The sequence below is a fragment of the Legionella sp. km772 genome (genome assembly GCF_003989735.1).
In the GTDB taxonomy this organism is placed as follows: Bacteria; Pseudomonadota; Gammaproteobacteria; order Legionellales; family Legionellaceae; genus Legionella.
Genome location: NZ_RZGQ01000034.1, coordinates 1 through 20,938, shown reverse-complemented (window position 1 = coordinate 20,938; position 20,938 = coordinate 1). Strand labels below are relative to the sequence as shown.

Genomic DNA, 20,938 nt, shown 5'->3' with positions numbered 1-20,938 from the left:
TTTGATTTTTTTGATGCAGTGTAATAATTTCGCTTTTTGGTCATTCTATTCCCCTCTTATATTAGAAGAATAGCTCTTAAAAATACCTTTTTTTCGTCTAAAAATCCGCGCCTATATCAGATGATCTATTAATTGCTTATATTTTTCTACCACTTCATCATTCCAAAATGTATTTAAGCGGTCTTCCCAAGCAGAACCTTCAAATTTCATAAAAAACCCTCGGTTAAATAAAAACCTAGAGTATAAATAATAAAACTTAAGGATTTTTTAACAAATAGTATATTTTTACGTTATTTTTTCACTAAATCAATTATTTAGTGCTGTTATTATGTTTGGACAGTAAGTTGTTATACAATTTAGAATCACATAATAATTGCAAGGGTTGCATTACAAAATTTCTGTCTTGATAATAAGGATGAGGAATAGTCAAAGACGGATTATTTATAGTTCTGGTGTTGTACACTATTATATCAATATCAAGGGTTCGTGGACCCCAGTGTTTTTTCCTAACCCGTCCTTGTTTTCGTTCTATTTTTTGACAATGTTTTAATAAAAGAAAAGGATTGAGATTCGTCCTTATTTCGACTAATACATTGCAAAAATCTTGTTGAGTAGGTACTCCCCATGCTTTGTTCCAGTCTAAAGGAGATATCTTCGTTAAGATGGTACGTGGGATTTTTTTGATATTGTTTAGAGCGGCTCTAATTTGACGTTCAGGGGACTTTTGATTAGAGCCTAGACTTAAATAACAGATATTCATTTATTTACAGTTTTTGGTTTTCTTCTGCGTCTTGGTTTTGGCGCACTAGGTGGTGTTAATGCATTAACCATTTTATGTTGTTCTGCTTCATCTACTTCTTGGAAAGTTGTCCACCATTGTGCTATCTCCATGCTTTCATCGCCAGCTAAAGCCCTTATAGCCATAAAATCATAAGCAGCTCTAAATCGTGGATGTTGTAGCAAATTAAAAGCCCGCCCACCAAAACGTTTATTAAAACGATACTGCAGTAACCACATTTCTCTAATGACTTGAGTATAGCGTTTAGGGATTGAGATAATTTTATTTTGCTCAGCAATAATTATCGACATGGCTTTTTCTATTGCTGGCAGGGGATCCATCCCTGAGTGTTGTAGTTTTTTAGCAAGCTCAATCATAGGAAACCATAACAACACGGCAAAAATAAACGCAGGAGTTACCGGTTTAGCATCTCGTATTCTTATGTCAGTATTTTCTAAAGCAATACCAATTAGGGCATTGACATGATATTCACTATTTAATAAAGCAAAGATTGAGGGAAATAAATGTTCAAATAATCCATATTGTAATAAAAGCTTATGGACTGTTTCGGCCTCCCCACATTGATATAGCTTAGTCATTTCATCAAATAAACGAGAGCTAGAAATATGAGTTATTAAATGGCTTATTTCTGGGAAAGGAGCGGCTGTTTTTTCTTCTAAAGAAAAATGTAGCTTTGCACTAAAGCGTATTGCTCGAAGCATACGGACAGGATCTTCAGTATAGCGAGTGCTTGGATCACCAATGATTCGGATTAACTGGTTTTCGACGTCTTTCACACCACCTGTGAAATCGACAATCGATGAATCATCAATATTGTAATATAAGGAGTTAACGGTGAAATCGCGTCGCCAAGCATCCTCGTCTAATGAGCCATAAGCATTATCTCTGACAATAATTCCTTTCTCATTAGTTTGTTGGCTAGCATCTTCAGCTTCATGACCTCGAAACGTTGCCACCTCAATAATTTCACGATGAAATAAGATATGAACTAATTTAAAACGTCTGCCAATAATACGGCCATTTTTAAACAAGTTTTTTATCTCATTTGGGGTAGCATTAGTCGCTACGTCAAAATCTTTTGGAGCCTTATGAAGCAATAAATCGCGAACGCTACCGCCAACAAGATAAGCTTGGAAGCCTGCGCTGTTTAAACGATTAAGAACTTTTAACGCATTATTACTGATATCTGTTTTAGAGATACAATGCTTTGTTCGTGGAATAATGTATGTTGTATTCACAGGTGGCTGATGATGGCCACGCTTTTTCTTCAACAATTTTTTAATAAACTTAATAATGGTTCTATCTCACCCTATTGATTAACAAAATAAATTATAACCAAGCAAAACAATAAAGGGAATCATTTACCTTTATAATTATTTTAGGGAAAATAGATAAAAATAATTGGAAGAGGGCTATATGGATTTATTAGAGGTCATTTTAAGCTTACTGACATTGGTGATACTAGAAATAGTATTAGGTATAGATAATCTAGTTATCCTGTCAATTTTAACCGAAAAGCTCCCTGCTGAAAAACGTAAAAAAGCAAGACAGTGGGGCTTAACTTTAGCATGGGTTACTCGCTTAATACTGTTGGGATCCGCGGTCTATATGGTTCATCTTGTTGAGCCACTCTTTACATTAGGTAAATTCACTTTTTCTTTCAGGGATTTATTTCTGATTGTCGGTGGCGTGTTTTTAATATGGAAGTCAACCGATGAAATACACCAGGATATTTTAAAGGAACCCATAGATTCACCAGTTTTATCAGTTAAGAAAGGCGTTACTTTTCGCGGTGTGATTATTCAAATAGCACTTTTGGACATTATTTTTTCCTTAGATAGTGTGTTGACAGCAGTAGGAATTGCCTCCCATTTTTGGGTAATGGCCTTGGCTATTACCTTCGCAATTATAATTATGATCTTTGCTAGTGAGGTAGTAAGTAAATTTATTGAAAAACATCCCACCGTCAAAATGCTTGCTCTAAGTTATTTGATCCTTATCGGTATGGTTTTGATTGCCGATGGTTTTTCGCTCCATATCCCTAGAGGGTATATTTATTTTTCTATGGGTTTCTCTTTAGGTGTAGAAACCTTAAACCTACTAAAGCGTGGGCGCCAAAAAAATAAGAAAGGAATGAAGGAATAATTATGTTATGGATTAAAGCATTTCATATAATAGCGGTGGTGGCTTGGTTCGCAGGGTTATTTTATCTACCCCGCCTATTTGTTTACCACGCTGATGCCCAAGATGATATCAGTAAGGAACGCTTTAAAGTGATGGAGCGAAGATTGTACCGGGGCATTACTTGGCCTGCAGCAATTATTACTACAGCCTTAGGCGTTTGGTTAATAAGTTATAATTACAGCTATTACATGAAAGCCGCTTGGATGCATGGCAAATTAGGTTTGGTGGTACTTTTATGGGGTTTTCATTTGCTGTGTGGGCATTATGTAAAACTTTTTGCTAGAGACCAAATAAAAAAGACGGCTTTATTTTTTCGAATCTTTAATGAAATCCCTACCTTATTTTTAGTGGCTATCGTCATTTTGGTAGTGGTAAAACCTTTTTAGTTGGTGGGCCTTTAAAGCCCACGACTAAGGTTTAGCTTAAGTTAAATTTGCAGGGTAGGGAAATTGAGCGTTGTGGTGGTACTATTATTCTATTTCAACCATATCAAAATCTTCTTTGCCAGCCCCACAATCTGGACAAAACCAGTTTTCAGGAACATCTTCCCATAAAGTTCCAGCTTCGATGCCATCTTCAGGCCAACCCTCTGCTTCATCATAGATAAAACCACAAATAACACAAATGTATTTTTTATATGCAGACATATTTTGCTTGCTCAGTTTAAAAGGCGTAATTTAGCGATTACCGGGAGTGATGTAAAGTTAATATTTAACTTAGTCATAATTTTTTTGCCAAATTTATAGAATAGTTGTAGTATTCTGATGCATTACTATGATTGATTTATTATATCTAATTTAACTTATTTAATAATGGATTTAAATGATGACACGTTCTTCTACTTTATTTCATCAAGCTCAAAGCCTTATCCCTGGCGGTGTAAATTCTCCTGTGAGAGCCTTTAAAGGCGTAGGAGGCGAGCCTATTTTCTTTAAAAAAGGAGATGGCGCTTATCTAACCGATGTTGATGATAGAACCTATATCGATTACGTGGGTTCTTGGGGACCTTTAATTCTTGGACATTGCCACCCCAAAGTTATAGACGCCGTTAATCATGTCCTGCAGAGCGGGATGAGTTTTGGCGCTCCTACGGAGCTCGAAGTAAAACTTGCAGCAAAAATTGTTCAATTACTGCCCTCTATCGAAAAAGTGCGCATGGTCAATTCGGGTACTGAAGCCACAATGACCGCTATTAGATTAGCTCGCGGTTTTACCAAACGTAATAAATTTATAAAGTTTAATGGATGTTATCATGGACATAGTGATGGCCTATTAGTTAAGGCTGGTTCGGGTTTATTAACCTTAGGAATTCCTTCTACTCCCGGTATTCCTGCCAGTATTACAGAACACACATTGACTGCAAACTTCAATAATTTAGATGAAGTGGCTCAATTATTTGAAAAATATCCTGATGATATTGCTACAGTAATTTTAGAGCCTATTGCTGGAAACATGGGGTTTGTATTACCTAAACCTGGTTTTTTACAAGGATTACGTGAGCTGTGCACTCAATATGGTGCCCTACTTATTTTTGATGAAGTAATGACTGGCTTTCGGGTGGGTTTAACTGGCGTACAAGGTTTATATAATATTAAACCGGATATTACGACTCTAGGAAAAGTAATTGGTGGTGGAATGCCTGTTGGTGCTTTAGGTGGGCGTGCGGATGTGATGTCACACTTAGCACCGGAAGGGCCAGTATATCAGGCAGGAACACTTTCTGGAAACCCACTCGCCATGGCAGCAGGATTGGCTACCTTAAGCGAAATTGAGCAGCCTGATTTTTTTAATCAATTAAGTAAAACGACTGACTCTCTAGTGCAAGCTTTGGCTGCAGTGGCTGAAAGTCAAAAAATTCCTTTATTCACCGCAGCATTGGGCGGGATGTTCGGTTTTTGTTTTACCGATAAAGAGTTTATTCATGACTATGCGGATGTAGCCAGTTCTGACGAGAGTCTGTTTAAATCCTTTTATCATTCAATGCTGCAAGAGGGGATTTATTTTGCGCCCTCAATGTATGAAGCAGGCTTTGTATCCTCTGCCCACGGTGCTCAAGAAATACAAAAAACCCAAGTAGCAGCTGAAAAAGTTTTACACATTTTAAAAAAATAATTCGACATAAAATTAGTGTAAAATACTAGACAGCAGTTTTTCATCATGTCATATTCGGGAAAAACTGCAGCTAGCAACGGAAGGCTTATTATGTTGAAATTTGAGGAAAAAAAAAGGCTATGGACTGGGATGCCTGAAGGGATTGTCGCTCTTTTTTTTATACAAATTGTATCGACACTAAGTTTCAGTGTTCTTTATTCTACTTTAGTTTTGTATATGAAAGGTAAGTTAGGCCTCCAAGCTAATGTTGCCAATAGCATTATGGGGGTTTTTATCGCCTTCAATTTCGCCCTGCATTTACTGGGTGGTTTTTGGGGTGGTCGCTTATTATCCAACCGTTCCTTATTCTGTGTAGGAATGCTTGCCCAAGTGATTGGGTGTTTATTATTATCCATTAGCAGCGTTACCTTTTTATATTATGGTTTGGCAGCTTTTTTAACAGGCTCAGGCTTAAATGTGACCTGTGTAAACTGTATGTTAACTCAGCGCTTTACTCCAGAAGATACACGCAGGGAAACCGCCTTTCTTTGGACTTATGCGGGAATGAACATTGGGTTTTTTATTGGATTTAGTCTAAGTGGGGTTTTTCAAATTACGCAAAACTATCAACGTCTCTTTCTATTGAGTAGCTTGGGTAATTTAGTTGCCTTATTAATTTGTTTATATTGCTGGCAACAACTGGAGGATAAAGATACTGCCTACTCTAAGAAGGATAAAACAACGCAACGAAATGCGACGAAATTAGGCTTGCTTGGTATTATTTGTTTACCCGTTGTCCTTACCCAAATGCTCCAATATGCAGATTGGGCTAATAAGCTTGTTATTATCACTGGTATTGGAATGTTATTATTGATTATTACCATTGCTCATAAACAAGCTACCCTAGAAGCTAAAAATAAAATTTTAGCCTTCGCTGCATTAATGATAGTGAGCACTATTTTTTGGATGTTGTATCAAATTGGCCCAATGGGTTTAACCTTATTCATTGATCATAATGTTCAGCGTGTTTATGGTTCTTTGATTATTCCTCCACAATGGTTTCAAAATATTAATACGGTAGCTATTGTATTTGGTGGCCCCTTATTAAGTATCCTATTTAATCGAATGAGGAAAAAAGGGGTGCAGATCAATATTCCAACGCAATTTGCTTTGGCTCTTTTATTTATAGGCCTCGCATTCGCTCTATTACCGATTAGCATCCGTTATGCTAATACCGAAGGCTTGGTAAATCCTTTATGGATTGTATTAAGTTATATCCTACAAAGTATTGGTGAGCTACTTATTTCACCTATTGGATATGCTATGATTGGTTCTTTGGCCCCTACATCATTGCAAGGGGTGATGATGGGGATGTGGATGCTGAATACTGGCGTAGGGGCTACTTTATCCAGCTACAGCTCAAATTTAATGATTAGTAATCAAGATAGCACTTCTGCATTATTAACTAACCCAGGTTATGGCCATGTTTTCTTAATGTTAGGCTTATTTGCAATAGCCTCAGCATTTATGCTCTTTATTTTAATTCCTAAATTAAAAGAGTTAATGAATGAAAAGAAAGCTATAGTAAATAGCAATGAATCTAATCTTATTGCTACTGAACGAGTTGCTATGTGAGTAAACCTTTTGTACCCATTGAAACGGCGGATATTAAATGGAATAAAAATCTGCCGTTTTCAAATCAGTATGATGATATTTATTTTTCTATGGAAAGTGGTATCCAACAAAGCCGTTATGTTTTTATAGACGGTAATGATCTAATTAACCGTTGGTTATCACTTAAAGAATGCGCTCATTTTTCCATTGCTGAAACAGGTTTTGGTACGGGATTAAATTTTCTTTTAACCTGGAGTTTATGGAAGCACTACGCACCAAAATCGGCCTCATTGCATTTTATATCTTGTGAAAAAAATCCCTTGAAAGTAGAAGATATCAAGCGAGCCTTGAGTAATTGGCCAGAGCTTGAAAGCTATTCATTGGAATTATTAAAGCAATATCCTATTTTAACTCCTGGCAATCATCATCTAAATTTTTCTGATGGTCGAGTTAAATTGACCTTAATGCTTGGTGATTGTTTCGAACGCTTCGAACAATTATTGATCTGTGGCGACTCCTTAATAGAATATCAAAGTCGAAATGCATTTATTGATGCCTGGTATTTAGATGGATTTGCACCTAAAAAAAATGAGTCAATGTGGTCGAAATCATTGTTCCAAGTGGTTGCCATGTTATCAAAACAAGGTACTACTATAGCTACCTACACGGCAGCGGCTACCGTTAAATCGGCCTTAGCTGAATTAGGTTTTACCGTAATTAAAAAAAAGGGGTTTGGAATAAAGAGACATATGCTTACGGGGTATTTAGAACAAATCATTCCTTCTCGTCTAAAGTATAGGTCCACTCCTTGGCACAACAATAGCAAGCTAAACTATAAAGAAAAAACGGCACTAATTATTGGGGCTGGTTTAGCCGGCTGTTTTGCTGCGCATTGTTTAGCAAATCGAGGCTGGAAAGTAATTATTATTGAAAAAGAAACAAATATTGCCGAAGGTGCTTCAGCTAATCCAAGGGCGGTGTTATTTCCTAAGTTATCCACCTTTCACTCCCCACTAACGGAATTTATGTTAGCAGCCTTTTTATTTGCGCAAACTAAGTATAGAGCTATTCTAGTTCACCATCATTTTGGTGATTTAAAAGGAGCCTTAACCTTACCTTTTAACAAGAAAGAGTTGAAAGCACAAAAGAGCTTAGTCGGGTGGCTTTCTATATATCCAGAGTTAGGTCAGTTAGTTAAATCTGATGAAGCAAGCGCCTTAGCTGGAGTCCCAATAAAAAGCGATTGTTTATACATTCCTACTTCGGGGTGGTTGGATTCACCCGCTTTATGTGATTTTTTGATTACACATAAGAATATTTCATTAGTTAAGCAAAAGACAGTCAATAACCTTAGTTATCAGGATGAACAATGGTCAATTGCAGGCTATAGCGCGTCGGTTCTTGTGTTAGCCAATGGTTTTGAGATTAATCAATTTAAAGAAACAACTTATTTACCTATCAAGCCTATACGTGGACAAATGACCTCTATTGCTGCGACCAAAAATAGTAGGGACTTAAAAATTCCGGTGTGCGGAGAGGGGCATGTTGTGCCTGCTATTAAAGAGGAGCATTATTTAGGTGCAAGCTATGAACTAGGGATTTCAAATAATAGTACTAAAGCTGAAGACGATAAACTCAATTTAGAAAAATTGGAAAAAATGGGCATAGAGACCTTTTGGTCTACAAGTGTTCGTCATAATTGGGCCGGTGTACGGGCATCTACTCCTGATTATTTACCGTTAATGGGGCCAATAGCCAGAAAAGAGGACTTTCTAGCTCAATATGCTGGTTTAGAGAGTAATGCGAAACGTTGGATTGCTAAAGAACCTCCTTGTTATCCCAATCTTTATGCTTTTGCGGGATTCGGATCTCGCGGTTTGACTACAATTCCTTTATGTGCAGAATGGCTAGCTGCGATGATAAATAATGAAATTAGTGGCGCGCCAAGAAACTTACTGCAAGCCTTAGCGCCTTCCCGGTTCTTAAGGCGCAACATTACCAGAGGGATAGGTTAATTTAACTTAACATCTTTTTTTTATCAGTTATACTTCTTTCTTTTGTACTGAGACAAGCTGTGGTGGATAGTATTGAAATTTTTCAAATCGATGCGTTTACAGATAAAGTTTTTCATGGAAATCCTGCGGCTGTTTGTTTATTGACCGATTGGTTAAACGATGAATTAATGCAGGCTATTGCGGCAGAAAATAATTTATCCGAAACTGCTTTTGTGCTTGAGGATAAGAATGGTTATTATATCCGCTGGTTTACTCCCAATGGAGAAATCAGTCTGTGCGGGCATGCAACTCTAGCTGCGGGCTTTGCTTTATTAGAGCTGGGTAAATGCGAGGGACCAGCCATTAGTTTCCATAGTTTAAGTGGAATGTTGTCTGTAGAAAGGAACAAAGATAAGTACACGCTTGATTTTCCCCGCCTCAATTATTTGCCCTCCCAGGCTTCAGAGCATTTTACCTCGATTATAGATCAACCTATTGCTGCGTTTTATGAAAGCGATTTAGATTATTTATGTCTACTTGAACATGAAACTCAGGTACAAAATGCCCAAATTGATTTTATTCAACTAAAAAAATTACCTAAAAGAGGCCTGATTATTACTTCCACCTCAACTAACGCTGATTTCTATTCCCGTTGTTTTTATCCTAAACATGGAATTATGGAGGATTCTGTTACAGGCTCAGCACATTGTGTCCTAACTCCTTTTTGGGTGGAGCGTTTAAATAAAACCGCCTTACATGCCATCCAAGGTTCACAAAGAAAGGGGGAATTATTCTGTGAATTAAAAGAGTCTCGTGTAGCTATATCAGGCTATTGTCGATGGTATCTAAAAGGGCATATTGTTTTATAAGTCTTTGAGGGTAAAAATAATTTTATAAAGTAGATTTAAAATTGTTTGAGCTCTAAGCGTCATTAGAGCATAATTGTTCGTTGATCAAGGCCACAAGTTAATAAATGTCTCTCAAATTTTAAGGTCAAAGGAGCGTGATACAAATGACCAATTCAATGGGAAAAAAATTTAGAACGGCGGTAGATGAAAATAAGCCTTTACAAATTTTAGGAACTATCAACGCCTACTCTGCTATGCTTGCGGAATCAGTAGGAGCCAAGGCAATCTATTTGTCTGGGGCGGGAGTTGCAAATGCTTCCTATGGTTTACCGGATTTAGGAATGACTAATCTGTCTGAAGTGCTTGAGGACGCACGTCGGATTACCGATGCCTGTAAACTTCCTCTTCTCGTCGATATTGACACTGGGTGGGGGCATGCTTTTAATATTGCTCGAACTATAAAATCGATGGAAAAGGCAAATGTTGCAGCTGTTCATATTGAAGATCAAGTTTTAGCAAAGCGCTGTGGGCATAGACCCAACAAGGCTATTGTATCGGCCGAAGAGATGGGCGATCGAATTAAGGCTGCCGTGGATGCAAGAGTTAACCCAGATTTTGTGATTATGGCTAGAACGGATGCTTATGCTGTTGAGGGAATCAATGCAGCAATGGATAGGGCGGCCTTATTCGTTGAGCTTGGTGCAGACATGATTTTTGCTGAAGCCATGAGCAGCTTAGAGGAATACCAAGCATTCACAAAAAAAATTCAAGTCCCCGTGTTGGCTAATATTACTGAATTTGGTAAGACGCCTTTATATACCCGTGATGAGCTGGCAAAGGTTGGTGTTTCATTAATTTTATATCCTTTAAGTGCTTTTCGCTCAATGTCTCAGGCTGCCCTCACCACCTACAACGCAATTATTCAACAAGGAACACAAAAATCGGTAATCGATTCCATGCAAACGCGCAACGAGTTATATGAAGTACTTGGTTATCATAAATATGAACAAAAATTAGACCAATTGATGGGAGAGGACAATGAGCAGTAATAAAACTGGAGGCTTAGCTGGTGTTAGTGCAGGGCGATCAGCAATCGCTACTGTTGGTCTAGCAGGGAAGGGCTTAAATTATCGAGGTTATTCCATTGATGATTTAGCTCAGTATGCAACGTTTGAGGAAGTAGCTTATTTATTGCATTATGGCGAATTACCTACTAGACAAATATTGGAGCAATACACCAATAAATTGGTCAATTTAAGAACTTTACCAGAGTCATTGAAAACTGTCTTAAAATTAATTCCAAAAAATACACATCCAATGGATGTTCTAAGAACTGCCTGCTCCTTTTTAGGAACCCTTGAGCCGGAGAATAATTTTTCACAACAATATGAAATTGCTGATCGTTTATTAGCTTTATTTCCAGGCATGATGTGCTATTGGTATGCTTATCATTTCCAAGGTAAAGAAATTTCAGGGTACAGTGATGAAACCACTATAGGCGGACATTTTCTTGCTTTGTTGCATGGAAAAAAACCCAGTAAACTAGAAACTGACATGATGAATGTCTCTCTTATCCTTTATGCCGAGCATGAGTTTAATGCGTCAACTTTTGCTGCCCGTGTTACAGCAGCGACTCTTTCGGATTTTTATTCCGCAATAACCAGTGCAATTGGAACTTTGCGTGGCCCTTTACATGGTGGTGCCAATGAGGCTGCTATGGAGCTGATAGAGCAATTTAAAACCCCTGATGAAGCTGAAGCAGAATTAGGAAAGATGTTAGCGAATAAAGCCAAAATTATGGGATTTGGGCATAGAGTATATACAACCTGTGATCCACGTTCCGATATTATAAAAAAATGGTCTTTTCGCTTGGGGGAAGAGAAAAATAATTTAGGGCTTTACCACATATCTGAACGAATTGAAGAAGTGATGTGGAACGAGAAGAAGCTTTTTCCAAACCTAGATTTTTATAGTGCTTCAGCTTATCACTATTGTGATATACCTACTCCTCTCTTTACGCCAATCTTTGTTATGTCCCGCACCACAGGGTGGTCGGCACATATCTTCGAACAAAGAGCAGATAATAAATTAATTAGACCTACGTCTGAATATATTGGTCCTGACGCACGTTCTTTTCCTGCCATTGAAACAAGAGGGTAATATGAGTCATTTTGTAGAAAATAATGTAAAGCCTGATTATGATCAGGTAATAAGTGATATTGCTGATTATGTTTTAAATAAAAAAATTGATAGTGCCCTGGCTTATGAGACTGCCCGTCTGTGTTTAATGGATACTTTAGGTTGTGGAATTTTAGCGCTTAACTTTCCTGAGTGTACTAAATTAATGGGACCTGTAGTTCCTGGTGCTTCTTTAAAGGGTGGTGCCCGTGTGCCTGGTACTAATTACGAATTGGATCCCATTCAAGCTGCTTTTAACATTGGAACCATGATTCGCTGGTTAGACTTTAATGATACCTGGTTAGCTGCCGAGTGGGGCCATCCATCAGATAATTTAGGCGCTATTTTGGCGGTCGCAGATTATTTATGCAGAGAACGTTGTCTGCAAGGCAAAGCTCCAATCTTAATGGGTGATGTATTAACTGCAATGATTAAAGCGCATGAAATTCAAGGGTGCCTCGCCTTAGAAAACAGTTTTAATCGCGTGGGCTTGGATCATGTGTTTTTAGTAAAAGTAGCAAGTGCTGCAGTGGCTGCGCAATTATTTGGAGCTGATAAAGACGCTATGTTACGTACGTTATCACAGGTTTTTGTTGATGGACCAAGTTTAAGAACTTATCGTCACGCCCCTAACGCAGGATCACGAAAATCTTGGGCGGCAGGGGATGCAACCTCAAGGGCAGTACGTCTTGCCTTAATCGCAAAAGCAGGGGAGATGGGGTACCCAAGTGCCCTGACAGTACCGGTATGGGGATTTTATGATGTATTATTTGGTAAAAAGGAATTTAAATTCCAACGCCCCTACGGATCTTATGTCATGGAAAACGTACTGTTTAAATTATCTTATCCAGCTGAATTTCATGCCCAAACTGCAGTTGAATGTGCTGTTGCATTACATCCTCTCGTTAAAGAGCGTTATAATGATATCGCTAAAATTGAATTAATTACCCATGAGTCTGCAATAAGGATAATTTCTAAACAAGGAGCCTTACATAATCCAGCAGATAGAGATCACTGTTTACAGTATATGGTTGCTATTGGCTTATTGTTTGGAGATTTAAAAGCTGAGCATTATGAGGATGATATTGCTGCTGATAAGCGTATTGATAGCTTACGTGAAAAAATGCATGTTACGGAAAATGAACGTTTTTCGCGAGAATATCATGATCCGGAAAAGCGCTCGATCGCTAACAGTATTAAAATCATTTTTAACGATGGCAGTGAAAGCGATTTGATTACGGTGGAGTATCCAATTGGTCATAAACGTCGACGTGAAGAGGGGATCCCTGTTTTACTCACTAAATTTAAACATAATTTAAGTACACGCTTTTCCTCTGACAAAGTTGATAAAATTAGTCAGGTCATGAACGATACCAATTCACTTTCTGCAATGCCAGTTGATGAATTTATGGCCTTATGGGTGATGGAATAAAGACTTTTAGTATTCAATAGAATACGCCACTCTTAATTCCCAATAAAACCAGGTTCCTTTAAAATAGATCTGTTTTAAGACAGATCTATTTATATCAAAATTATATTTTTCGCTTTAAACCGGCTGCAGCCAATATTTTGGTTGATATTTCTTCAATCGAATATTTGGTTGAGTTAAGGTATGGGATTCGTTCTCGTTTATACATCTCTTCTACTTCTGTTACTTCTAAGCGGCATTGCTCCGGGGAGGCATATTTACTATTAGGCCTTCGTTCAGTACGAATTTGCTGGAGTCGCTCGACATCGATGGTGAGGCCAAATAGTTTTTCTTTGTAGGCCTTTAATACTTCAGGCAGATGAAAATAACTTAAATCTTCATCCGTGAAAGGATAGTTGGCCGCCAAAATACCATATTGTAAAGCCATATACAGGCAGCTAGGAGTTTTGCCGCATCGGGACACACCAATTAAAATTATATCAGCTTTGTCATAGCCCTTAGTTTTTACCCCATCGTCATGAGAAAGCGCATAATCCACCGCATCAATACGATGAGAATAGGTTTTATCATCCGCGACGCCATGTGTTCTGCCCACAGTGTAAGATGATTTTTCCTCTAGCTCTGTTTCTAATGGGCCAATAAAAGTACTAAATAAATCATAAACACACGCTTGTGCTTGCTTTATATAGGCTCTAATTTCTGGATTCACCAGGGTCATAAATACTAAAGGTTTTATTCCTTGTTTTCGATAGGATTCATTAATACGTAAGAGTACCCCTTCTGCTTTTTCTATCGAGTCAATATAAGGAATAGTGGTTTTTTCGAAGCGAATATTTTCAAACTGGGTTATTAAACTATTGCCTAAGGCTTCAGCGGTGATACCTGTACCATCTGAAAGCATAAAAACATATCTTTTCATTACTTACCTTAAAATGTGTGACTATTTGAATTTTATATAAGTTTTTATAAAAAACCAAAGGTGACTTGTTGCTATCTATCTGCTATCTTTAAAAAAAAGCTTAAGGAAGGCAACGAATTATGGCCGAAGAATCTAACAATAGTAATAAAGTTTTTATTTTGGGTGTTATTTGTCTGGTTTTATCTTTAGGATTTTTATTATTTTCGTTATACATACTACCGTTTTTATTATGGGATCTTGCTTATGACGTCCCCGACATGGTGACTAATATGACCTCTATGTTGCAAGACGATTATGATTACTCGAGTGCAGGAAGTAAATTAATTGTTTGGCTTGTATTTTTTATTCCAGGTCTAATTACGGGGTGTATTTCTTATTATATTTCTAATCGTTTAGATAAAGACTCTAAACTATAATTGTTCAAAGCATATCTTGGAGCAGCAATGTTTAATATTCATCGTTGGAAAATAAATCGGCTTACAAAGAAAATAAAATCAATGCAGCTTAATCGGGTAAATAATCAACCTAGTGACCAATTAATAAAGAAAGAGATCTCAACCTGCTTTGAGCTAGCAGAACTCTATAAAAAACAAATTGGTAAGAAAAAATTTCCTTTTGCTGAAATAATGGTTATTGAATGTTATAAAGCAGCGTCTAATTTAAACGACTCAGCTGCCCACTATCAGCTAGGTCAACTTTTTCTTAATGAAGGAAAATACCGGCAAAACTTGCAAAATGAAGCAGTATTTTCCAGTGAAGAAAACCAAAAACGAACTCTTTCAGCCTTTGATCAAGCTCATGCCCATTTACTCGCCGCAGAGAAATTAGGCCATATTGAAGCCAAAAGACTACGCGGCTTGGCAATTATTAATGGATGGGGCCAGCCTGCGGATAAAAACTCTGGCTTTGAGTTAGTGGTAGCGAGTATCGAACAAGAAGGTAGCTGGGATAGGGTACCGCAAATTTTTGCTGCGATGGGATTAAATAAACCTGAGTTTTTTGCTGCCATTATGCAAAAAAGAAAGGTAGTGTAAAAACAAGTTAAATGAAGAATGTAAACTGGATTAAGAGTAAGCCAAATCGAAGTATATAAATAAGCGCTCAAGAGAAGGTTTTTTAAGCTTCGGCGAGTAAAGTGAAGCAAGCCAGAACGTTTTTAAGGAAGTATCGCTCTGAATTGCTTCGCGATGGCTCGCCATGTAAGTCTTTCAGTTAAATCTATTTACTATCGCGTATTCTATAAGCACTAATTTTTTTCAAATAACTGCACCATTTGTTTTTTAAAATAAGACAAGAGTAATACTTCGCCGGCACCTATAAAGGTATGAGCAATTTTTCTTAAACTATTTTTTGACTTAAATAAAAAGAGTAGTACGCTTATAATCGCTAGAAAGCTTAAAATGGGCACAATGTTTTTTGAAAGCTGTGATTGGTAACAGCTAACTTGTTTTCGCTTGTGATAGAGCTCTAATTCAACTAGGTGTATTTGAGCAATCAGTTGTTTTCTCGAGTTTTTCATGTTCATTGCTCTCTTGAGAATTAAAATAATATCTTGTTCTTTCAAAGCTCATTGACTTTAAATTAAACGCTAGATATCTCAACAGACCTAGGAGAATAATTAGATTAAGAAGAGTCACAGCGCCTAATGCTATCCAAAAACTTTGTGCATAAATAAATATTAAATAAGCCATTAAGCTCATTAGTGAAAACCAGAAGCTGATTAATATGACAAACAGCATAAATAGGTTAATGACTAAAGGAAAAACTGTAAGACCAGCCAATTTTGCTTCGAGCTTAATTAAAGAGAATAAAGTTCTTAGCGAGCTAAACTGGCTGGAAATATAACCATCTAATTCCTCGAGTAATTTCATTATTTTTTCAATAATTTAGAAAGAAGAAAACCGATACCACCAGCTATGAGTATTGATGTAAGTGGTTTTTCTTGGATTTTTCTGAGCATGAGATCCGAATAATCTTTTAATTGTTGTTCAGCTTCATTTAACTTAGTGCGTCCATCTTCATAAAGTTCATTGGCTAATTTTTTGCTTTCATTCAAAAGTTCATTTGCAGCATCGCTTACATTTGACTTTTGAGGGCGATCATTTTTCATAGAGCTAGATTTTCTATTTAACGAATCCATGTTTTCCTCTCCTTAAATTTATCAGGATGAATTAATAGCCTAATTGCCTTTCAGATCATCTTAAATATAGTAAAAAACAATAATAAATCAAATAATAACCCCGCATTTTTTTTGCGAGGTTAAATTAATAATTATGGACGTTTAGGATGAAAGGATTCTTGGACGACAGTTGATGCTGTATCTTGAAGCGTTGCAAGGGGTTGTTTTAATTTTGAGGCAAGAAACGCTTTATAATCTGTATTTGCAGCCAAATGTCCAAAATACCGTACTGCTTGTTCTAAAGCAGTAAAGGTATTTAAATTGAGCTCCTCCTTTTCTACTTTGATTTTAAGTTCCTTAAGTCTTTGTTGTTCCAAAGTAAGTTGAGAAGTAGGTGAGGGAGAAAAAATAGAAAACGTCGCCCTAAGTGCTGTGTATCCAGCGTCTATAGTTTTACCCCATCCACTTTTATCTTCTTTGCTAGTATCCTTTGAGGAGGGGATTTCATTCGGCCATGCGATCATGAATTCTGAATCACATAATGGAGCAAGTAATTTAATTAAACGCTGAATTTGTGGTAACTTTAGCTTATCGCTGTTATCACTGTTATTACTGTTATCAGTTTTATCACTATATTTGACTTTGTTATCTTTTAAACACCAGTTATATATTTTTTCCATTTCTTGTTGTTGAACCAGAAAATCGGTCATACTAAAACTCTTGACTACAGCAGCTGCAATACCAAAATATAAGAAAACGGCAAACAAAGAGTTCAACATCTCAGGCACAGGTAAAAATCTATTAATTAACCAAGAACCACCCCATAGAGTAATACCTTTAGATACAGCTTGATAAATATACATTTTATTGACACTTAATTCGAATTCATCAATGTATTTTTTTAGTTTTAATTGTTGTTTTGTCTCCACCGGATTTTGGTTTTCATCCAGCGGTTGCGATGGATCAAATGGTGTTGATATAAGTTCCAGCAAATCGTCTGTACGCTTTTTACGTAGTTTTTTAGCTTGCTCTATTCCCTCTTTATTAATATTTCCCATAACTTCATTTATAATTCCCACGTCTTCTCCTTAAAATGCTAAAAAATAATTAGGCAATGGCTGCAATTTTACAGGGCAGGGTTTGCACGGACATTGTTTGGATACGTGCAAATGCTTCTGAAGGATTATCAATGACAATCCATTGATGTAAGGTTCTAGCTGCTAACGGGGTTTCTGGATGAATTTTTGACGCGCCCGACCAGCTAAACTCAAAACTTACTTGATAACTATTAGGAGCGATAGCGTTAATATTTAGTGAATCAAGTACATGCTTACTCTGGAGCATTTGCGCAGGCCGTTCTTGAAACCATGTTGTAAAATCCTCAAAGTTTGTGCACTGCGCTGTAGGCAGAGAAATATCAATTTCAGAGGAAAAAATATCCTTAAACCCTTCGGCGCTAGGAAGTTTTGAATCAAATAAAGTACAGAAATAGTAAATAAGCGTTCTTATTCGATGTTCTGGATAAGAGGAGATGAATTGCTCATAGCCGGAAGGAATGTCCAGTTGGCTTTCTTCAATAATAATTTCAGTAAAACGAGGCAACTGCTGCATATTTTCAACGGCTAGTTTCGTTCTATAGTGCAGCGGAGTATTTGTTAGTTGCTCGTTAGGTAGGTAACCTATATTTTGATAGATAATATCAAGATTCAACTCTATGGTACGATAGTCAATTTGTTTTAGCTCTACCTGCTGAATATGATGAGCATTTATCCACTGAGGTGAGATTTTGCTAACTCTTTCCTTATAGGCTTCATATCCTCTACTTTCATCGAAACGAGATTTGATATGAATATTTTCACTAAATAAAGCTAATTGATTGCTTAAGTTCGTATTAGGGTGTTCATAAAATTGAAACCAGCGATGGATTTGGATAAGTGGTGCGTAATTTAATAAACTGTCGTGAAGTGGGAAGGTATAAGGATGCATATTTCTAACTCCAGTGGTTATAAATATTTTAATTTGCAGAATAACTTTACATGCAAGGAATGTAAAGTGCTCTTATTTTTTAAAAATTTTTATTATTTAAACTAAGTTAATTGTTTGTATCACTAACTCGTTGTATTGTTATTAAATAACTATCTCTAAAGGCAAATATTTTGTTGATAGAACAGCAAATTAAGCAATTTACTTCACTTAATAAATGGTTTCAGAATTCCTTGGGTTTGTCTGTTGCTGAGGAATTTAAAAAGCAACTGGAACCTGTGCTGGATTATTTAAAAGGGGATACTTTATTGCAATTAGGCCATTATACCCACAACCTCTGGCTTGATGATTTACAATTCAATAAAAAATGGCTTGCTTCACCATTCTACGCAAAAGAAGATAATTTATTGGTTTGTTCGCTCAATCATATTCCACTCCAAAGAAATAGTTTAGATTGTGTAGTTGCTCCTTTAGCGATAGAGCCCTTTGATGATAGTGTGAATCTCATTGATGAAATAGATCGCATTTTAAAACCAATGGGTTATGTGGTTTTTTTTAGCCTAAATCCTTGGAGTTTATGGGGTGGGGCTATTAAAAGTGGTGTAGTAAACTGCTATTCCGAAAAACAAATAAAAATGCAAACAGCTTTTCATTTAAATCGATTATTTATTCAGCGAGGTTACCGACAATGCTCTTTAAATAATTTTTATTATATTCCGCCTGTAAATAATAGCACCCTAATTAAAAAATTGTCCTTTTGTAACGAAATAGGCAAAATGCTTTGGCCTTTCCCTTCTGGTTTTTATTGTTATATTGCACAAAAATATGAGGCCATAAGTCCTTCTCTAGTAACGGATGCTGTGATGGAAGCGCTTCCTAAAGAGTATGATGCCTCGTTGCCAGTGACTAATATCCTTGGATATAAACCAGAATAAATTGCCATTTTAAAGTAATTATCGTTATTTGTTTTAATAGCTCTTTGAATTTTGTATACTTCACCCTTTTAGGAAAAGGCGTCTAAATGACTAAAAAAACACTGTTTAAAATCACTTTTGCTAATCAAGAATCAATTTATGAAATTTATGTTCGCTCAATTAAAGAAAGCGAACTTTTCGGCTTTCTTGAGGCAGAAGAACTAGTGTTTGGTGAGCAAACATCTTTAGTAGTCGATCCTTCTGAAGAACGACTTAAAATGGAATTTAACAATGTAAAACGCACTTATATTCCAATGCATGCTATCTTTCGTATTGATGAGGTGACAAAACAAGGTACGCCTAAAATGAAGGATAACTTAGGCTATGGAACGGTAAGTCATTTTCCAGGGGCAGGAAAACCAAAGGGTTAATTAAAGCAGCTTAAAAGAGAGGAAGTAGTAAGAATGAGCATCCCAAGTAAAATTAAAGCAGTTTATGAACAATCAAGCTGCTTGTATACATCAAATGAAGTAGCCGCAGCTCTTGATAGAATGGCTATTAATATTCATGATAAATTAAAAGACAAAAACCCAGTAATTGTGTGCGTGATGATCGGGGGGTTAGTGCCCTTAGGTAATTTGCTTTTAAGACTTGATTTCCCTTTAGAAGTTGATTATGTCCATGCTACTCGTTATAGAGGTGAAATTACCGGCGGTGACATTCACTGGAAAGTCAAGCCCTCGACTAATTTAAAAGGTAGAACCGTATTAGTAGTTGATGATATTCTAGATGGTGGACTCACTTTAGCTGCTATTATTGATGAAATGAAAATGATGGGGGCTAGTGAGGTTTATAGCGCTGTTTTAGTGGATAAATACCGTAAAAGGGTGCCTAATGGTTTACAACAAGCAGACTTTGTTGGTTTACAAGTTGAGGATCATTATATTTTTGGTTATGGGATGGATTATAACGAATATCTCCGTAATGCTCCGGGGATCTTTGTAGTCGACCCAGAACATGAGTAAAAATTAATAGGAAAATTAGGAATTATTTTAACAGGGATGTTTTAAATGAGACGATTACGTTTTCTTAATGTCGTATTGATGTTTCATTTTATTTTTTTTCTTTCTTCTTATGCAGCTAATAAACCTCTGATCTCTCCTGAACCAGCTTTACCTGAAATTCATCTTTTAGTCGATGTATCAGGTAGTATGAAAAAAACAGACCCACAGAATTTACGCATTAAAGCAATTAATATGTTTATTTATTTAATTAAACAAAAAGCTTCAATGCAAATTCAAACTTTTTCAACTGACACTCAGTTAATGATCCCCTTAAAAACAGTTACCGAGAGCTATCAAGCGGAGTATAAACAAAAAAGTTATAAAATTGGTTCGAACGGTCAATGGACAGATATCGATACTGCAATGAATGAAGCTAATAAATCTTGGGGCTTAGGTAAGAAAAATATTATCCTTTTAACTGATGGGGCAGTGGATTTAGGAACAGAGTTTCGCACCACGCAGTCTAAAAATAAATTGATGGAGAGTACACTTCAGAGCTTACACAAAAATGGAGTCACAGTTTTTACGATTGGTTTTTCAAAAGATGCAGATAAAGCCTTGTTAGATAACATTGCTTTAAAAACAAGTGGTATATCTAGAGTAGTCAGTGAGTCAAAAGATTTGGATAACGTGTTGTATTCAATATTTACGGCAATAATTCCAGTAAATGGCACACCGATAAAAGTGATATAGGCGCGGATTTTTAGACGAAAAAAAGGTATTTTTAAGAGCTATTCTTCTAATATAAGAGGGGAATAGAATGACCAAAAAGCGAAATTATTACACTGCATCAAAAAAATCA

23 protein-coding genes are annotated in these 20,938 nt (G+C 36.6%); 15 read left to right on the top strand and 8 right to left on the bottom strand.

Annotation, left to right across the window (positions count from 1 at the left end):
• Nucleotides 1-310 precede the first annotated feature (310 nt).
• A complete protein-coding gene (gene folK, locus ELY15_RS05865; RefSeq protein WP_127098725.1) occupies nucleotides 311-760 on the bottom strand; it encodes a 2-amino-4-hydroxy-6-hydroxymethyldihydropteridine diphosphokinase in 450 nt (149 codons plus the stop codon).
• Nucleotides 757-2,037 carry a polynucleotide adenylyltransferase PcnB gene (gene pcnB, locus ELY15_RS05860; protein ID WP_233586532.1) on the bottom strand — a complete coding sequence of 427 codons (1,281 nt, stop codon included), beginning with the start codon at nucleotides 2,035-2,037 and terminating at the stop codon, nucleotides 757-759. Before pcnB ends, folK begins: the two co-directional genes overlap by 4 nt.
• Before the next feature lie 178 nt (nucleotides 2,038-2,215).
• Here pcnB and ELY15_RS05855 point away from each other — a divergent pair, with 178 nt between their 5' ends.
• Together ELY15_RS05855 and hemJ are read left to right on the top strand one after the other, a co-directional pair.
• Nucleotides 2,216-2,944: a TerC family protein gene (locus ELY15_RS05855; RefSeq protein WP_127098723.1), complete on the top strand. Its 729-nt coding sequence runs from the start codon at nucleotides 2,216-2,218 to the stop codon at nucleotides 2,942-2,944.
• Between the two features lie 2 nt (nucleotides 2,945-2,946).
• The gene (gene hemJ / locus ELY15_RS05850; RefSeq protein ID WP_127098722.1) at nucleotides 2,947-3,369 is read left to right on the top strand and encodes a protoporphyrinogen oxidase HemJ; all 423 of its coding nucleotides are present in this window, start codon (nucleotides 2,947-2,949) and stop codon (nucleotides 3,367-3,369) included.
• Nucleotides 3,370-3,453: 84 nt separating this feature from the next.
• Here hemJ and ELY15_RS05845 read toward each other — a convergent pair whose 3' ends face one another.
• Nucleotides 3,454-3,630, bottom strand: coding sequence for a rubredoxin (locus ELY15_RS05845; protein WP_127098721.1), 177 nt, complete (start codon nucleotides 3,628-3,630; stop codon nucleotides 3,454-3,456).
• 178 nt (nucleotides 3,631-3,808) lie between these two features.
• Here ELY15_RS05845 and hemL point away from each other — a divergent pair, with 178 nt between their 5' ends.
• The 7 genes from hemL to ELY15_RS05810 all read left to right on the top strand — a co-directional run bounded on the left by hemL (nucleotide 3,809) and on the right by ELY15_RS05810 (nucleotide 13,140).
• The gene (hemL, locus tag ELY15_RS05840) at nucleotides 3,809-5,095 is read left to right on the top strand and encodes a glutamate-1-semialdehyde 2,1-aminomutase (protein WP_127098728.1); all 1,287 of its coding nucleotides are present in this window, start codon (nucleotides 3,809-3,811) and stop codon (nucleotides 5,093-5,095) included.
• Nucleotides 5,096-5,224: 129 nt separating this feature from the next.
• A complete protein-coding gene (locus ELY15_RS05835) occupies nucleotides 5,225-6,709 on the top strand; it encodes a peptide MFS transporter (protein ID WP_370449390.1) in 1,485 nt (494 codons plus the stop codon).
• Entirely contained in the window at nucleotides 6,706-8,703 is a 1,998-nt protein-coding gene (mnmC, locus tag ELY15_RS05830; RefSeq protein ID WP_127098719.1) for a bifunctional tRNA (5-methylaminomethyl-2-thiouridine)(34)-methyltransferase MnmD/FAD-dependent 5-carboxymethylaminomethyl-2-thiouridine(34) oxidoreductase MnmC, read from the top strand. Before ELY15_RS05835 ends, mnmC begins: the two co-directional genes overlap by 4 nt.
• A 62-nt stretch (nucleotides 8,704-8,765) precedes the next feature.
• On the top strand, nucleotides 8,766-9,551 hold the full coding sequence (locus ELY15_RS05825; protein ID WP_127098718.1) for a PhzF family phenazine biosynthesis protein: 786 nt from the start codon (nucleotides 8,766-8,768) through the stop codon (nucleotides 9,549-9,551).
• 143 nt (nucleotides 9,552-9,694) lie between these two features.
• On the top strand, nucleotides 9,695-10,579 hold the full coding sequence (gene prpB / locus ELY15_RS05820; RefSeq protein WP_127098717.1) for a methylisocitrate lyase: 885 nt from the start codon (nucleotides 9,695-9,697) through the stop codon (nucleotides 10,577-10,579).
• Nucleotides 10,569-11,690 (top strand): 2-methylcitrate synthase, encoded by a 1,122-nt coding sequence (prpC, locus tag ELY15_RS05815; RefSeq protein WP_127098716.1) that lies wholly within the window; start codon nucleotides 10,569-10,571, stop codon nucleotides 11,688-11,690. The genes prpB and prpC overlap by 11 nt, the downstream gene beginning before the upstream one ends.
• A 1-nt stretch (nucleotide 11,691) precedes the next feature.
• Nucleotides 11,692-13,140: a bifunctional 2-methylcitrate dehydratase/aconitate hydratase gene (locus ELY15_RS05810; protein WP_199744179.1), complete on the top strand. Its 1,449-nt coding sequence runs from the start codon at nucleotides 11,692-11,694 to the stop codon at nucleotides 13,138-13,140.
• Nucleotides 13,141-13,240: 100 nt separating this feature from the next.
• Here the strand turns inward: ELY15_RS05810 and ELY15_RS05805 are convergent, their stop codons facing one another.
• Nucleotides 13,241-14,056: a pyruvate, water dikinase regulatory protein gene (locus ELY15_RS05805; RefSeq protein ID WP_127098715.1), complete on the bottom strand. Its 816-nt coding sequence runs from the start codon at nucleotides 14,054-14,056 to the stop codon at nucleotides 13,241-13,243.
• A 119-nt stretch (nucleotides 14,057-14,175) separates the two neighbouring features.
• Here ELY15_RS05805 and ELY15_RS05800 point away from each other — a divergent pair, with 119 nt between their 5' ends.
• Together ELY15_RS05800 and ELY15_RS05795 are read left to right on the top strand one after the other, a co-directional pair.
• Nucleotides 14,176-14,472: a hypothetical protein gene (locus ELY15_RS05800; protein ID WP_127098714.1), complete on the top strand. Its 297-nt coding sequence runs from the start codon at nucleotides 14,176-14,178 to the stop codon at nucleotides 14,470-14,472.
• Nucleotides 14,473-14,499: 27 nt separating this feature from the next.
• Entirely contained in the window at nucleotides 14,500-15,090 is a 591-nt protein-coding gene (locus ELY15_RS05795; protein WP_127098713.1) for a hypothetical protein, read from the top strand.
• Between the two features lie 438 nt (nucleotides 15,091-15,528).
• Here ELY15_RS05795 and ELY15_RS05790 read toward each other — a convergent pair whose 3' ends face one another.
• The 4 genes from ELY15_RS05790 to ELY15_RS05775 form a co-directional block, all read right to left on the bottom strand.
• Nucleotides 15,529-15,927, bottom strand: coding sequence for a hypothetical protein (locus ELY15_RS05790; RefSeq protein ID WP_127098712.1), 399 nt, complete (start codon nucleotides 15,925-15,927; stop codon nucleotides 15,529-15,531).
• Complete coding sequence (locus ELY15_RS05785; protein ID WP_199744178.1) at nucleotides 15,927-16,196, bottom strand: hypothetical protein; 270 nt, start codon at nucleotides 16,194-16,196, stop codon at nucleotides 15,927-15,929. The genes ELY15_RS05790 and ELY15_RS05785 overlap by 1 nt, the downstream gene beginning before the upstream one ends.
• Nucleotides 16,197-16,327: 131 nt before the next feature.
• The gene (locus ELY15_RS05780) at nucleotides 16,328-17,254 is read right to left on the bottom strand and encodes a hypothetical protein (protein WP_127098711.1); all 927 of its coding nucleotides are present in this window, start codon (nucleotides 17,252-17,254) and stop codon (nucleotides 16,328-16,330) included.
• A 28-nt stretch (nucleotides 17,255-17,282) separates the two neighbouring features.
• The gene (locus ELY15_RS05775; RefSeq protein WP_127098710.1) at nucleotides 17,283-18,161 is read right to left on the bottom strand and encodes a hypothetical protein; all 879 of its coding nucleotides are present in this window, start codon (nucleotides 18,159-18,161) and stop codon (nucleotides 17,283-17,285) included.
• A gap of 170 nt (nucleotides 18,162-18,331) precedes the next feature.
• Here ELY15_RS05775 and ELY15_RS05770 point away from each other — a divergent pair, with 170 nt between their 5' ends.
• From ELY15_RS05770 to ELY15_RS05755, 4 genes are all read left to right on the top strand, one after another.
• On the top strand, nucleotides 18,332-19,093 hold the full coding sequence (locus ELY15_RS05770; RefSeq protein WP_127098709.1) for a methyltransferase domain-containing protein: 762 nt from the start codon (nucleotides 18,332-18,334) through the stop codon (nucleotides 19,091-19,093).
• A gap of 86 nt (nucleotides 19,094-19,179) precedes the next feature.
• Nucleotides 19,180-19,503 (top strand): DUF1820 family protein, encoded by a 324-nt coding sequence (locus ELY15_RS05765; RefSeq protein ID WP_127098708.1) that lies wholly within the window; start codon nucleotides 19,180-19,182, stop codon nucleotides 19,501-19,503.
• A 33-nt stretch (nucleotides 19,504-19,536) separates the two neighbouring features.
• Nucleotides 19,537-20,097 (top strand): hypoxanthine-guanine phosphoribosyltransferase, encoded by a 561-nt coding sequence (locus tag ELY15_RS05760; protein WP_127098707.1) that lies wholly within the window; start codon nucleotides 19,537-19,539, stop codon nucleotides 20,095-20,097.
• A gap of 45 nt (nucleotides 20,098-20,142) precedes the next feature.
• Nucleotides 20,143-20,829, top strand: a complete 687-nt coding sequence (locus ELY15_RS05755; RefSeq protein ID WP_127098706.1) for a vWA domain-containing protein — start codon at nucleotides 20,143-20,145, stop codon at nucleotides 20,827-20,829.
• Nucleotides 20,830-20,938 lie beyond the last annotated feature (109 nt).